The sequence below is a fragment of the Ruegeria sp. BK1 genome, assembly GCF_056535645.1.
On record NZ_JBQFIS010000001.1, the window covers coordinates 536,584 to 550,137 of the forward strand.

The 13,554-nt window shown below is 59.9% G+C and carries 17 protein-coding genes; 9 read left to right on the forward strand and 8 right to left on the reverse strand.

Translation table 11 applies throughout. The features are described 5' to 3' along the window. Positions 1–2: 2 nt before the first annotated feature. Together ACR3E7_RS02640 and ACR3E7_RS02645 are read right to left on the reverse strand one after the other, a co-directional pair. A complete protein-coding gene (locus tag ACR3E7_RS02640) occupies positions 3–704 on the reverse strand; it encodes an NUDIX hydrolase (protein WP_170788384.1) in 702 nt (233 codons plus the stop codon). A gap of 28 nt (positions 705–732) precedes the next feature. Next, positions 733–1,128 carry a DUF983 domain-containing protein gene (locus tag ACR3E7_RS02645; RefSeq protein WP_170769288.1) on the reverse strand — a complete coding sequence of 132 codons (396 nt, stop codon included), beginning with the start codon at positions 1,126–1,128 and terminating at the stop codon, positions 733–735. Between the two features lie 190 nt (positions 1,129–1,318). Here ACR3E7_RS02645 and ACR3E7_RS02650 point away from each other — a divergent pair, with 190 nt between their 5' ends. Genes ACR3E7_RS02650 through ACR3E7_RS02665 form a run of 4 tightly spaced genes read left to right on the forward strand, consistent with a single transcriptional unit; the run spans position 1,319 to position 3,217 of the window. Further along, positions 1,319–1,786 carry an EF-hand domain-containing protein gene (locus tag ACR3E7_RS02650; RefSeq protein WP_170784237.1) on the forward strand — a complete coding sequence of 156 codons (468 nt, stop codon included), beginning with the start codon at positions 1,319–1,321 and terminating at the stop codon, positions 1,784–1,786. A 6-nt stretch (positions 1,787–1,792) separates the two neighbouring features. Next, positions 1,793–2,407 (forward strand): RNA polymerase sigma factor, encoded by a 615-nt coding sequence (locus ACR3E7_RS02655; RefSeq protein WP_480503109.1) that lies wholly within the window; start codon positions 1,793–1,795, stop codon positions 2,405–2,407. Then, entirely contained in the window at positions 2,400–2,747 is a 348-nt protein-coding gene (locus tag ACR3E7_RS02660) for a hypothetical protein (protein ID WP_170788387.1), read from the forward strand. Before ACR3E7_RS02655 ends, ACR3E7_RS02660 begins: the two co-directional genes overlap by 8 nt. Next, positions 2,744–3,217: a periplasmic heavy metal sensor gene (locus ACR3E7_RS02665; protein WP_170788388.1), complete on the forward strand. Its 474-nt coding sequence runs from the start codon at positions 2,744–2,746 to the stop codon at positions 3,215–3,217. Before ACR3E7_RS02660 ends, ACR3E7_RS02665 begins: the two co-directional genes overlap by 4 nt. Before the next feature lie 4 nt (positions 3,218–3,221). On the opposite strand, the gene ACR3E7_RS02670 is transcribed toward ACR3E7_RS02665, so the two are convergent. Then, on the reverse strand, positions 3,222–4,607 hold the full coding sequence (locus ACR3E7_RS02670; protein WP_480503108.1) for a diguanylate cyclase: 1,386 nt from the start codon (positions 4,605–4,607) through the stop codon (positions 3,222–3,224). A gap of 87 nt (positions 4,608–4,694) precedes the next feature. Here ACR3E7_RS02670 and ACR3E7_RS02675 point away from each other — a divergent pair, with 87 nt between their 5' ends. From ACR3E7_RS02675 to ACR3E7_RS02695, 5 genes are all read left to right on the forward strand, one after another. Further along, the gene (locus ACR3E7_RS02675) at positions 4,695–4,979 is read left to right on the forward strand and encodes a DUF3572 domain-containing protein (RefSeq protein ID WP_480503107.1); all 285 of its coding nucleotides are present in this window, start codon (positions 4,695–4,697) and stop codon (positions 4,977–4,979) included. Positions 4,980–4,997: 18 nt separating this feature from the next. Then, the gene (locus tag ACR3E7_RS02680) at positions 4,998–5,690 is read left to right on the forward strand and encodes an HAD family hydrolase (RefSeq protein ID WP_480503106.1); all 693 of its coding nucleotides are present in this window, start codon (positions 4,998–5,000) and stop codon (positions 5,688–5,690) included. A gap of 123 nt (positions 5,691–5,813) precedes the next feature. Beyond that, positions 5,814–7,373 carry a trimethylamine methyltransferase family protein gene (locus ACR3E7_RS02685; RefSeq protein WP_480503104.1) on the forward strand — a complete coding sequence of 520 codons (1,560 nt, stop codon included), beginning with the start codon at positions 5,814–5,816 and terminating at the stop codon, positions 7,371–7,373. Between the two features lie 122 nt (positions 7,374–7,495). Further along, the gene (locus tag ACR3E7_RS02690) at positions 7,496–8,083 is read left to right on the forward strand and encodes a heme NO-binding domain-containing protein (protein WP_170784251.1); all 588 of its coding nucleotides are present in this window, start codon (positions 7,496–7,498) and stop codon (positions 8,081–8,083) included. After that, the gene (locus tag ACR3E7_RS02695; protein ID WP_170788392.1) at positions 8,080–9,081 is read left to right on the forward strand and encodes a GGDEF domain-containing protein; all 1,002 of its coding nucleotides are present in this window, start codon (positions 8,080–8,082) and stop codon (positions 9,079–9,081) included. The genes ACR3E7_RS02690 and ACR3E7_RS02695 overlap by 4 nt, the downstream gene beginning before the upstream one ends. Before the next feature lie 6 nt (positions 9,082–9,087). Here ACR3E7_RS02695 and ACR3E7_RS02700 read toward each other — a convergent pair whose 3' ends face one another. The 5 genes from ACR3E7_RS02700 to ACR3E7_RS02720 all read right to left on the reverse strand — a co-directional run bounded on the left by ACR3E7_RS02700 (position 9,088) and on the right by ACR3E7_RS02720 (position 13,551). Continuing rightward, on the reverse strand, positions 9,088–9,786 hold the full coding sequence (locus tag ACR3E7_RS02700) for a CbiX/SirB N-terminal domain-containing protein (protein WP_170769299.1): 699 nt from the start codon (positions 9,784–9,786) through the stop codon (positions 9,088–9,090). Between the two features lie 71 nt (positions 9,787–9,857). Then, positions 9,858–10,790 (reverse strand): AEC family transporter, encoded by a 933-nt coding sequence (locus ACR3E7_RS02705; protein WP_170788393.1) that lies wholly within the window; start codon positions 10,788–10,790, stop codon positions 9,858–9,860. A 42-nt stretch (positions 10,791–10,832) separates the two neighbouring features. Beyond that, complete coding sequence (locus ACR3E7_RS02710) at positions 10,833–11,630, reverse strand: MBL fold metallo-hydrolase (protein WP_480503102.1); 798 nt, start codon at positions 11,628–11,630, stop codon at positions 10,833–10,835. Beyond that, positions 11,627–12,433, reverse strand: coding sequence for a TatD family hydrolase (locus ACR3E7_RS02715; protein ID WP_170784261.1), 807 nt, complete (start codon positions 12,431–12,433; stop codon positions 11,627–11,629). The genes ACR3E7_RS02710 and ACR3E7_RS02715 overlap by 4 nt, the downstream gene beginning before the upstream one ends. Then, positions 12,430–13,551 carry a DNA polymerase III subunit delta' gene (locus tag ACR3E7_RS02720; RefSeq protein ID WP_480503100.1) on the reverse strand — a complete coding sequence of 374 codons (1,122 nt, stop codon included), beginning with the start codon at positions 13,549–13,551 and terminating at the stop codon, positions 12,430–12,432. Before ACR3E7_RS02720 ends, ACR3E7_RS02715 begins: the two co-directional genes overlap by 4 nt. Positions 13,552–13,554 lie beyond the last annotated feature (3 nt).

Consider the following 13,554-nt stretch of genomic DNA (forward strand, 5'->3'; position numbering starts at 1 on the left):
CCTCAGTCCGTCAGAGGCATCGGATAGCCTTTGAGTTTCAGAAATAAGCTCTCCTCTTCCTGATTCAGCAGGAAGGGGACCGATGTCGGTGGTGTGGGGTCTGATACCCGCGCTGCAATCTCGGCCAGCACGACCTCGGTGATAAAGGGCAGGTCAAACTCGCGTGCGCGATCCAGAGGCACCCATTGCAGGTGAGACAGCTCATCCGAGGCGCGCGAGAAGTCGTCCAGGTCGCCCTGAACCGCCGAAGCATCAACAAGGAAAAACCGCGCATCGAACCGCCGGGGTCTTCCCGGAGGTGTCACCGCGCGAAATACGAATTGCAGCGCTTGGGCCGTGGGGCGAAAACCTAGCTGGGCAAACTCGGCCCAATCCTCCGGCGGTTGTCCGGGCCATGCGCCGGGTTGCCCCAGAACCAGGCCGGTCTCTTCCCACAACTCGCGGATTGCGGCGGCGGCAAGCGCATTTTGCAGACCCGCCTCCGCCCGCTCGGACAGGCGGTCATGGCACAACTCAGACAGGGCCGTGGCCAATTCGACATTGGCGTCTTCGGCGTCAACCGCGCCGCCCGGAAAGACAAACTTGTTGGGCATGAACGCGGCTTTCGCGCCCCGTTGCCCCATCAGGATCGACGGGTCTGACAAACGGTCACGTAGAACAATGACCGTTGCCGCGTTGCGGATGGCGGTCTTGTCCTGTGTCATGTGCGGATGAATCCGGTCGGAAATCGCATTACGCGTTCTCGAACCCGTGCATGCGACGTGCCCATTGATAGGCCACAACAGCCCCTTTCAGGCGCGGCAGCAAGAACAGCGACAACGCCGTACAACCGATCGCAAAAATCAGGAACATGGTCAGTGGTTCAGGCCGGAACTCGACATAAGTCACGTGCAGCGCAGGGGCCAGTAGGTGGCCGACCAGCAGGATCGTCAGATAGGCAGGGCCATCGTCGGCGCGGTGATGAAACAGCTCTTGCCCGCAATTCGAGCAGCTATCATTGACCTTGAGATAGCCGCTCAGCAGCTTGCCCTCACCACATTTCGGGCAGCGGCCGCGAAAGCCTTTCAGCAGTGCTGGCTTGGTGGCGCGATCCGCATCGGGCTGGGTGTCTATTGTTTGATCTGTCATTGCGAGACTCACGGGTTTCAATGGGCGGATATTGCGCATCTTTTGTGCAACTTAAAAGGGGGGTGCGTCGCTTTGCGCCCTGAAAGGTGACGGAAAAAAATTTCAATTTTTGCGACGGAACCCCGGTGAATCTGCGTTTGAACCTATGTAGGCAGCGACAAAAGCGCTGTGCAAACAAAGGGAAACCGACATGAAAAGCGCAAAAATCATACCTGCGATTATCCTTGGGGCCGTTGCGATCACGGCGACCTCCGCTCTGGCCGCAGGGCCACGCAATCACGAACCTGTGACGTTTCAGGAACTGGATGCCAATGGCGACGGGCAGGTGACGAAGGATGAAATGCAGGCCCACCGCGCCAAGCGCTTTACGGATGCAGATGCCAATGGCGACGGGCAATTGACCGTCGAAGAGATGCAGGCGGCGGGGCAGCAGAAGGTGAACGACCGTGTCGCCAAAATGTTCGAAAAGCACGATGCCAATCAGGACGGATTTCTGAGCGAGGATGAGTTGCCCAAACCGCGCCGGGCTGACAAGATGTTTGATCGTATCGACGCTGATAGCAACGGCTCGATCTCGGAACAGGAATTTGCCGATGCAAAGGACAGGATGGGCAAGCGTCACAAGAAACGCGCCAAATCGGATACCGACGATAGCTGATTTGGAATGCGGGACTTGAGGCCCTCAGGTCAGATCGTCCGCGGCGCTGACAGTGCCGCGGATGCGCCAGCGGATGACGTACTGCTGGCCATGTTCGCCGCAGGTGATGCGGCGGCTGCGCGTGTGCTGACCGACAGGCTGGGCCCGCGAAGCTATTCGGTGGCGCTGCGGATGCTGGGCAACCGGGCCGAGGCCGAGGATATGACCCAGGAGGCGATGATGCGGCTGTGGAAGGTCGCGCCGGACTGGGTGGCGGGGCATGCCAAGGTCTCGACCTGGCTGTACCGTGTGACGATGAACCTGTGTCTGGACCGACTGCGCAAACAGACGCCCGACCGTTTGTCGGATGTGCCAGAGCCTGAGGACGAATGTGCCAGCGCAGCGCAGAAGATGCAGGACGATGCCCGCCGGGACGCGTTGCAGGCGGCCTTGTCGAAACTTCCGGACCGGCAGCGACAGGCCGTGATACTGCGCCATATCGAGGAATTGCCCAACCCCGAGATTGCCGGGATCATGGAGCTTTCGGTCGATGCGGTGGAAAGTCTGACGGCGCGGGGCAAGCGGGCTCTGACAGCGATATTGGCGGGGCGACGGGACGAATTGGGGTATGACGATGACTGAAGATGACACGAGATTGGATCAGCTTTTTGCACAGGCTCGTCAGGATCGGCCGGCGCTGCCTGACGATTTGGCCGTTCGCATCCTGACCGATGCCGAAGCGGTGCGGCTGGACCTTGCCAAACCCAAGCGGTCTGCACCCCGATCCGTTTTTCGCCGCATGGTCGAAGGGATCGGTGGCTGGCAGGGCCTGAGCGGTCTGGCCGCCGCCAGTGTCGCCGGCCTGTGGATCGGGTTTGCTGCGCCGGATTTCCTGCCTGACGCGGCCACTTACCTCTACGGATCGGAGGCCACATTTGCACTTGCCGATCTGGACACATCATTCCTGGAGGACGCCGAATGAGCGACAATCCCAAGCCCAAACGCCGTTGGATGCCAATCTTGTTGGCGGTTTCCCTTGCCGTGAACTTGCTTATTGTAGGCGTAGCAGTCGGAACGGTTCTACGGGTCAAAGGCAGTGACCATGCAAAGGCGCCACCCGGTTTTGGCTCGGCTCTTTATCGCGCGTTGCCGAAAGAGGACCGCAAGGCGCTACGCGGGGATTTATCGAAACAGCACCGCAAAGGCTCAAAGCTGCGGGCCGAGGATTTCGCCATGCTCAGCGCAGCCCTGCGCGCCGATCCGTTCGACCCCGAATCCGTTCGGGCGATACTGGCTAATCAGAGCGCGTCGCTGGTGTCGTTGCAGATGTCCTTGCAGAATGAATGGCTGACGCGCGTCTCTGCAATGAGCGAAGAGGAACGTATGGACTATGCCGCGCGTTTGGATGAGGTCGTACGCCGCGGCCCTCATAAACGGGGCAAAAAGGACTGATCTGTCAGGCAGCGCATTGCCGAAAACTGACCTGATTGCGGCCCGCGCGCTTCGCGGCATAGAGCGCGGTGTCGGCTGATTGAATCAACGTCTCGACCGGAGCACCACTTGAGCGGGCCGGTTGCGCCGAAATCACGCCGATGCTGATCGTTACCGGTACTGGCGCGAAGGTGCCCGGCAGCTTGAAGGGTGTTTTGCAGATACAATCGCACAACGTGCGCGCCAGTTTCAGCGCATTGTCCTGAGTGGTATCGGGTACGCCAATCATGAATTCCTCTCCTCCGATCCGGGCCACGAACCCAGCTGCGCCGATGGCGCGCTGCATCCGGGTTGCGGTTTCGGTCAAGACACGGTCACCACACACATGGCCAAAGCGGTCATTGATGGATTTGAAATGATCCAGATCCGCCAACATTACCGCAAAGCCACGCTGGGTTTGGTTGGACTGAGTGACGATGCGGTCGATTGCGTGCATTGCATAACGCCTGTTGTGCAACCCAGTCAGCGGATCAATCCAGGATTCCGCAATCCCGCGGCGCAGCGATGCACGCATCTGGTCCAAGCGGGTCTTGCGCGCGATCAGGTTCTCCAAACGCAGCACGGTTTCGTTGGCACAGAACCCGTTCATGCAGACTGCATCTCCCCCCCGATCCAGAATTTCTGCTGCAATACCGGGGTCATTTTGCGTCAGAATGCCTATAACCGCCGTGTGGCGGGTGGCGCCGCGCGATTTAAGATCGTTCAAAACGGACAGACCAGACCGGTCGGCTCCGATCTCGATCAGGATGGCGTCGGGGGTGGGGCCGGATAACAGACACTGCAAGTTGGAGGACGTATGGGCCGTCAACCTGTGCTTCAACCGGTTAGCCAAAGCGTTTCGCCACTTCGCACCAATGCTTGATGTTTGGGTCAGCAGGGCAACATGGCCGGATTTCGGCGGAGTGATCAGCGCGGGTGCGGGTTCGGCAAATCCGATGGGCTGCGAGCCACCAAGACGCAGGTCCTGCGATTCGGCTCGGACGCGCATCAGGCTGCGGACCCGCGCCAAAAGCAGCGTGTCTTTGAAAGGATGCGCCAGAACATCATCCAGCCCGTCCGACAAAGCCTGAAGACGCGCGGCCTTGTCGTTTTGCGGTGCGATTGCGACAACCGGCACATCCGCCAGTTCGGGGTTGGCCATCACCAGCTTTTTCACATCGGCTGCGGTGCCATCTGGCAAGGTTTGTGCGGTCAGCACAAGGTCGGGCCGAGCCCGCCGCAACAGCCCGGCCAGCCCCTGAACCTTTTCGCCCTGCACAACGTGATACCACGCTGCCGTAAGCTGAACTTTCAGCATGATCCGATTGGTCGAGGTCCCGTCAAGGACAAGGATGGTGCCGTGAACGGACATATCTGCCACCGTTGATTGCATGTATGACCAAAGTGTTTATGAGTCTGGTTAACAAACCCTTTCCAAGAGCAGATTCAGGGACTCTTTATGTCGATAACCGCGCAATCCGCTGAAACGCTGGCGTTGAATGTGCTTGGCTGGCTGGTCGGAAATGACGAGCTCTTGCCGGTGTTTCTGGGCTCCACAGGCGCATCCGAAGGTGATCTGCGCGAAAGGGCGTCCGAACCCGAGTTTCTGGGCTCGGCGCTGGAGTTTCTGATGTTGGACGATTCGTGGGTTGTGGCGTTTTGCGATGCCAATTCCGTGCCTTACGATCTGCCTGCGCAAGCCAAGGCCGCGCTTTCCGGCGGCGCTGACATTCACTGGACCTGATCCTCACAGGAGAACACCATGCCAATCGACGCTATTCTGTTCGACAAGGACGGCACTCTGTTCGATTTTGCCGATACCTGGGGTGCCTTCGGACGCAATATGCTGTTGCATCTGACGGAGGGGGATCACGCCCGCGCTGCCACGCTGGGCAAGGTGATCGGCTTTGATCTTGAGACGCTGACTTATTCACCTGACAGCATCGTAATTGCGGGAACGGTGGAAGAAGTGGCCGAGGTTCTGGCGCCGCATTTTCCTGATCTGCCTAAGGCAGGGCTGGTCGACGTTCTGAACACCGAATCCGCAAATGCACCACAAGCCCCCGCGGTGCCACTTGCGCCGTTCCTAGATGGGCTGCGGCGGTCTGGTCTGAGGCTGGGCGTGGCGACGAATGATAGCGAGATGCCCGCGCTCGAGCATCTGAGCTCGGCCGGGATACGGGATCACTTTGACTTTGTGGCTGGCTATGACAGTGGGCACGGGTTCAAACCGGGTCCGGGTCAGCTTTTGGCCTTTGCTAAACATGTGGGCGTCACCCCGGATCGCGTTGCGATGGTTGGGGACAGCCTGCATGACCTTCAGGCCGGACGCGCGGCAGGGATGACAACGATCGGTGTTCTGACCGGTTTGGCCGAGGCCGAAGCGCTTACGCCTATGGCGGATGTGGTCTTGCCGGATATCGGGCACATCCCCGGCTGGCTGGCGGATCGCTGACCGAATCCGGCTCGATTTCGGCGGATCAGGTTCTAAATCCGACATAGCCTGTCGCAGACAGAGCGGCCAGTCTTCCCTGTTCGGGGCTTGCTTGAGGCAACGCGAACACAAGGGGACGGTCCGATGGCAGATACGACAAAGCGCAGACGCCGCAGTGGAGGGCGCGCGGGGGCTGCTGAACGCCGAGGCTCGGCCGTAATCGACCAGATGCCGTGGAACCCTCCGGTCAATACGGATGCACCGACCGAGCCGCTTGGTCCTGAGGGGATTGAAGCGATCCACGAGGGGGCGATGCGCATTCTCGAAGAGATCGGTATTGAATTCTACAACGAGGAAGCCATCGGCATACTGCGTCAGGCAGGCTGCACCATTGACGGCGACAATGTCCGCATGGGGCGCGATTTTGTGATGGAGATGGTGGGCAAGGCTCCGTCATCCTTTACCATCACGCCGCGTAATCCGGCACGCCAGATTGAAATCGGTGGGCGCAATCTGCTGTTCGGCAATGTCTCGTCCCCGCCCAACTATTGGGATATGGAGATCGGCACGAAAGTGCCCGGCAATCGCGAAATGTGTCGGAACCTTTTGAAACTGACGCAATATTTCAACTGCATTCACTTTGCGGGCGGTTATCCGGTGGAACCGGTCGACATCCACGCCAGCGTGCGCCATCTGGATGTGCTCTATGACAAGCTGACCCTGACCGACAAGGCGATGCACGCCTATTCACTGGGCAAGGAACGGGTCGAGGACGTGATGGAGATGGTGAGGATCGCAGGCGGTCTAAGCCATGAGGAATTCGAGGCGACGCCCCGGATGTATACCAACATCAACTCGACCTCGCCGTTGAAACATGACCACCCGATGATTGACGGCTGCCTACGTCTGGCACGGCGGGGGCAGGCGATTGTGGTGACGCCCTTTACGCTGGCTGGCGCGATGGCCCCGGTTACAATGGCGGGCGCGGTCGCGCAATCTCTGGCCGAGGCGCTCTGCGCGATTGCGCTGTTCCAATATGTCCGGCCCGGCATTCCCTGCGTGATCGGAACCTTTACCTCGAACGTGGATATGAAATCTGGCGCGCCGGCGTTCGGAACACCGGAATATATGCGCTCGACCCAGATGACCGGCCAGATGGCACGGTTTTACGGCCTGCCCTTGCGGTCCTCGGGCGTGTGTGCGGCAAACGTGCCAGATGGGCAATCGGTTTGGGAAACGTCGAACTCACTGTGGGCGGCGGTGCAGTCAGGGACCAATATAGTCTACCACGCCGCAGGTTGGCTTGAGGGAGGGCTGATCGCCAGCCCGGAAAAGTTCATTATGGATTGCGAAGTTTTGCAGCAAATCCAAAGGTATATGCAGCCCGAGATCACGGCGACCGGGCCGGATGAGATTGCGTTGGATGCGATCCGTGCGGTCGGCAATGACGGGCATTTCTTTGGCATCCAGCACACGCAGGACCGTTACACTACGGCATTCTACCAACCTTTCCTCAGCGACTGGAAGAATTTCGAAGGGTGGAACGTAGCGGGTGGTATCTGGACTGCAGAACGCGCCCATCACATATTCAAAGAGATCATCACCAGCTTTGAACCCCCACCGATGGACGAAGGTATCCGACAGGAACTGGCGGAATTCGTTGAACGCCGAAAGGCCGAGGGCGGAGCACCGACCGATTTCTAGCAGTTTAGAAAGAGATTCCAGTTTGATACTCGATTGGATTGTCCATATCCGAAGCTGCGTTTTGGCGATTTGTTAAGGATTCGTCGGTCAGACTACGTGTGAAACCAAGCTGGGGCTTTGACATGCATGGTCTGATCAATCGAGCGGTCCAATCCTTCGTTTGCGCGACATACGGGCAATCCTGCTGGCTGCACGTGACCGAAGTCGCAGAACTTGGCTTTTCCGAGTTTGAGGCGATGTTGGTCTATGACGATGACGTCAGCGCGCGCATGCTGGAGATATTGTGCGCTAAACTCGATCGCCCGCGCGCCGAACTGCTAGAGGATTTGGGGACCTACCTAGTCTCTCACCCCAACATGGAAGATCTACGACGCCTACTGCGGTTTGGCGGAGTGACGTATGTCGAATTTCTGCATTCACTTGATGACCTTTCTGATCGGGTTCGCCTTGCGGTCTCGGACCTGCGTTTGCCCGAACTGGAACTACGCGAGATGTCGCCAACCGAGTTCCAGCTTCTGTGTCATCCGGGTTTGCCCGGATATTCCAGCGTGATGGTGGGCGTGCTCCGCGCAGTTGCGGATGACTATGGCGCATTGGCCATTCTTACCCATGAGGGGCAAAGGGGGGACGCCGAAGTCATTTCGATCATCCTGGTTGAAAGCGCCTTTGCTCAAGGCCGACAGTTTGAGTTGGGGGCGCGAAAAGCATGATGAGCAATGTCGAATTGGCCGGGTTGCTGGACACGCTTTGCCCGATGTTCGTTCTCGTCGATCGAGACGGACGCATTCAGCGTGTGGGGCCGACCGTTCAAAAACTTCGGCCGGATACACCGATGCGTGGGCAGGCTTTCCTGGACGTTTTCGAACTGGTTCGACCCCGAAAGGTGACAACCTTGTCGGCCTTGCTTTCTCTGGCCGGGGCAAAACTGCACCTCAAGCTGCATGACAGGCCCCGCACGGCCCTTAAAGGCTTGGTCGCGCCCTTGCCGAACGATATGGGGGCGGTCGTGAACCTGTCCTTCGGAATTTCGATCCTGGATGCGGTACGGGATTATGCGCTGACCAGTGCCGATTTTTCCGGCACAGATCTTGCGATTGAACTGCTCTATCTGGTCGAAGCCAAATCCGCCGCGATGGAGGCGTCCCGTTCACTAAACCTGCGCCTGCAGGGCGCGATGCTTGCGGCCGAGGAGCAGGCCTATACCGATATGTTGACCGGCCTCAAGAACCGCCGTGCGATGGATGTGGTGTTGGGGCATCTGGTCTCGGGCAATGGACCATTTGCGCTAATGCATCTGGATCTGGACTATTTCAAATCAGTCAATGACCGGTTTGGCCATGCCGCTGGGGATTATGTTCTGAAACAGGCCGCGCGCATCATGATGGAAGAGACGCGTGCAGATGACACCGTCGCGCGCGTCGGGGGGGATGAATTCGTAATTATGTTCAAAGGCTTGGTCGATGAGGCTGTACTGTCCGCGATCGCGATCCGACTGATCGAGCGGTTGCAACATCCCATAAGTTTTGAAGGGTCAACCTGCTGCATATCGGCCAGTATCGGAACCGCGCTTTCCACGCAATTTCACTCCCCCAAACCTGCCGAGATTTTGAACGCCGCCGATCAGGCCTTGTACGAGGCCAAGCGAAAAGGCAGGTCTCGTCACTGCTTGTTCTCATCACTGGCGCACAAGGCGATGCCTCCGCAATAGCAGGCGTCAGGTAGAAAGAAACGCCTTGCTGAGGGTCGCGGCGATATGGCGTTGAATGCCGGGAAGCTCTCCGACGACGGGTAGGGTGTCGCCCTGAAAGGCAGCCTTTTCCAATTCTTGCGGGATGTCCTCTAGAACGTGTCCGCCAGTGCAGGCAAAAAACGGCAAACAAATTGCTTGCGCACCCGCTTTTGATGCGGCGTCAGATATGGAAGGGGGCTCTTCGACAAAACCGACGCGAAGAGATTTGAACGGTAAAGTTTGACCCAAAGCCTCGGCGAAGTGCAAAGCCACGGCAGAGGGGTTGCGGCTGCGGCCGGACCCGTGGGCGGCGAGAACAAAATCGGTCTCTGTGGCCTGCCACTGACGCTGCGCAAGAGCCTCGGTCAGAGCCTGTGCCACAAGGTTGGGCATTTCGGGGTCTACTCCCAGCGGGTCCAGAATACGAAGGGGGCGTTCGTCTAACCGCTTGGGCAACGCGCTGGTCACGAACCACCCCTTGGCCATGAAGAGCGGAAAGAGAACGGTATCGTCCGGTAGCTTTTGCAGGCAGGATTCGAACTGTCCCGGTGCGGCCAGCGTGGCGGAAACCACCGTGATATCCGGGCACAGCGCATCGACGCTACGGGCATAGTCTGCCAATGCGGCCTCGGCCGGTTCCGGGTCAGAGGGTTGGCCATGGGCGACGATGACGGCATGCGGCATAAGTACGATCCTTGTTGCGTGACCGGATAGGTGTGTTTGTACAACCCAAAGTCAACCGGAAACCAAATGCTCTATCCCAGCAGAGCAAGCCACAGCCATACCGTCAGGATCGACGAGGCAGTACCGATCAGCACCGATGAGGCCGCGACCCGTCGCGCGCGCCCATACATATTGGCAAAGATATAGGCGTTGAACCCCGGTGCCATGGCCGCGTTCAGCACGCCCGAGCGGAACAGATCCTGCGGCAGCCCGACGCTTGATCCGAATAGCCAGACCAGACTTGGATGCAGCAGCAGCGACACACCGCAAACATAGGCGATGGTGCGCAGATCGCCCTCGGGCCGATATTTGACAAGAACGCCGCCCAAGGCAAACAAGGCTCCGGGCAAGGCGGCGCGGGTGATCAGGCCAAGGGCGTCATCGACCACTCCGGGCACGCCAACCCCGGACAGGTTGATTATGAATCCCGATGCGATCCCCAGGATCAGCGCATTTCGGAACATCGCTGACAAGACCGAACGGAACATATGCGTGCCACCGTTGCCGCGACTGCGAATGACCTCCATCACTGTGATGCCGATGCCATAGCAAAACGGCGCATGGAAGGCGATGATAGCATAGTTCCCGGCCAGGTTTTCAGGGCCATAAGCGCGCTCGGTAATCGGCAGGCCCAGCAGGACCGAGTTTGAGAACAGGCAGCAGAAGCCGATGGCGACGCAATCTTCCCACTCGCGCCGGAAGATCAGGCGCGCGCCGAACAGGCCGGCACAGAAACATAGGCCCGCTGCGGTGTAGAAACTGAACAGCAGGCGCGGGTCGAAACTGGCGCTGAGGTCCAGATTGGCGATAGCCAGAAATAGCAGGCAGGGGATGGCGAACCCCTGGGTGAACTTCATCAGCCCGTCGATATGGACCTCTTTGAAATACCCCAACCGGGTCGAGGCATATCCCGCGCCGATCACCAGAAAAACCGGCAGGATGACGTCAATCAGGCTTTGCAGCATGGTGCTGTCCGGTGGGATATCGCCGCGGGCACCAACCGCAATTTACAGCGCCTGATGGATCACCATGCCATCATAGGCGGGGGTGATATGGTCGGCGGTTTCAGCCTCGACCGCGGCATAGTCCATGTCGATATGCATATTGGTCAGCACGGCGCGCTTGGGTTGTAGCTTTTCGATCCAGCCGAGCGTCTTTTCCAGATGCGCGTGAGTTGGGTGCGGCGTGCGGCGCAGCGCGTCGATGACCAAACAGTCCAGCCCTTGCAGCGCAGGCCACGCGTCGTCATAGATCTCGGCCACGTCTGGCAAATAGACCAGTCCGCCAATCCGAAAGCCCAACGCGTCGATCGAGCCGTGATTAACCTTGAACGGCTGCAACGGGATCGGGCCGCCGGGGCCGTCGATCTCAAACGGGCCACTGATGGTTTTCAGATCAAGGATCGGCGGGTAGGGCGAGCTGTCAGGCTGGATGAACGCATATCCGAACCGTCCCAGTAGGTCGTTTTGCGTGTCACCGTCCGCCCAGACAGGTACGCGGGTGCGCATGTTGAACACGATCATGCGCAGGTCATCTATGCCGTGGACGTGGTCGGCATGGCTGTGGGTGTAGACCACCCCATCCAGACGCCCGGTGCCGGTATCCAGCAACTGGCTGCGCATATCCGGCGTGGTGTCGATCAGGACCGAAGTTGTGCCTTCGGGCCCATCGCGCTCTACCAGCATGGAACAGCGACGGCGGATGTTCTTGGGGTTTTCGGGGTCGCAATCGCCCCAATGCCCGCCCAGTCGAGGTACGCCACCGGAGGAACCGCAGCCCAGAATGGTGCAGCGCAGCTGGGTCATGCAGCCGCCTTGTAGGTTGCGGCTTTGGTGAACAGCCGCTCGAAATTCAGCTGGGTCTGAGCGGCGAACTCGGCATAGTCCATACCGAACACCTCGGCCCCTTTGCGGGCGGTATGGGCGGTATAGGCGGGCTCGTTGCGTTTGCCGCGGAACGGGGGCGGGGCCAGATAGGGCGCGTCGGTTTCGACCAGAACGCGATCGACTGGGGCGGTGGCAAAGATATCGCGCAGCTCCTGGCTTTTGGGGAAGGCGGCGATGCCGGACATGGACAGGTAAAAACCCAGATCCAGCGCGGCTTTGGCCAGTTCTGCCGATGAGGAAAAGCAGTGCATCACGCAGGAATAGGGCGCGTTGCGATGTTCCTCGGCCAGAATGCGGGCCATGTCCTCGTCCGCCGCGCGGGCGTGAATAATCAGGGGTAGGCCGGTGCGCTGGGCCGCCTCGATATGGACACGCAGAGATTGTTTTTGCACTTCGGCGCTGTCGGCGGTGTAATGGTAATCCAGCCCGGTCTCACCAATACCGACGAATTTCGGGTGCTGGGACAGTGCGACCAGTTCGTCTACGGTTGCCATCTGCTCATCCGCAGCGCTCATGGGGTGGGTGCCGGCGGCGTAGAAGACGGGGGCGTGGGCCTCAGCTATCGCGCGGACGCTGGGTTCATTGCGCAGCTTGGTGCAGATTGTGACCATACGGGTTACGCCCGCGTCAATCGCATTGGCGACGATCTGGTCCAACTGGCCTTCGAAATCGGGGAAGTCCAGATGGCAATGGCTGTCGGTGATCTGGGGGGTGTCGCTCATCTGCTCTGACCGGCGGTTTCCTGTATCTTGAACACCGTATCTAGGACCAGAGCCGCAGGGTCAAGGTTCACCGCCTGACCATGGCGTGCGCGGGTTGTGATTGTCGCAGCCACCTCAGCCCATTTGCGGGCCTGATGGGGGGATTGGGATAGGCGCGACAGGATTTCGGCCTCATGCGGGGCGGCTTCGGGCAGGGGGGCTGCGCCGGTCGCTCCGGTCAGGGCAAGGCGCGACAGGGCCACGTCAATCAGGGTTAAAAGCAGCTCGAACCTCTCAGCCGCGCCGCGCTGGGCGGCGGCCTCGGCCAGTTTCAGGGCGCGTTGACGGTCCATGCGGGGCAGGGTGCCGAGGATGGCGATGAACTCGGCGTAAATCTCTAACCCGCCCAGGTTAATCAGGCGCACCGCGTCCCCGACAGAGCCAGCGGCGAGGGCGGCCAGATGATCTGGTTGCGTAGGCATTTCGGCTCCGGTTTGGGCCAGTGCGGACTGCATATCGTCAGCCCCTAATGGGGATAGGCGCAGGGTTCGACAGCGCGACCGGATTGTTGGCAACAGGCGCGAGGGCTGGTGCGAGATCAACAGCAGCGTCGTACGCGCGGGCGGTTCTTCCAGCATTTTCAACAGGGCGTTGGCGGCGCTGACATTCATCTCATCAGCCGCGTCTACGATGACCACGCGCCGCCCGCCATCGGCCGAGGACAGGCCGAAGAACTTGCCCAGCTTGCGGATGTCATCCACCACGATCTCACTCCGCAGCCGCCCTTGATCGTTCAGCGTTCGGGTAATGGCGGCCAGGCCGGGTTCGGCCCCGGCCTGAATGCGGTGGGCGACGGGGTGGTCGGGGTCGATCGCGAGCGTCTCTGGGGGCGGGGGCGCGCCGAACAGCCCGTCATCCTCAGCCGGAGGGGTCGCCAGCAGGAACCGCGCGATCTGCCACGCAAGCGTAGCTTTGCCCACCCCGCGCGGGCCGGTCAGCAGCCAGCCGTGGTGCAGACGGTCCGAGGTGTAGGCGTTCAGAAAGGCCTGTTCGGCCTCGGCCTGCCCGAACAAGGTCGCGGTTTCGCGCGGATGCGGGGCACCGGGGGCCTGATCCGGGGTCGGGGTGTCGTCGCTCATGGG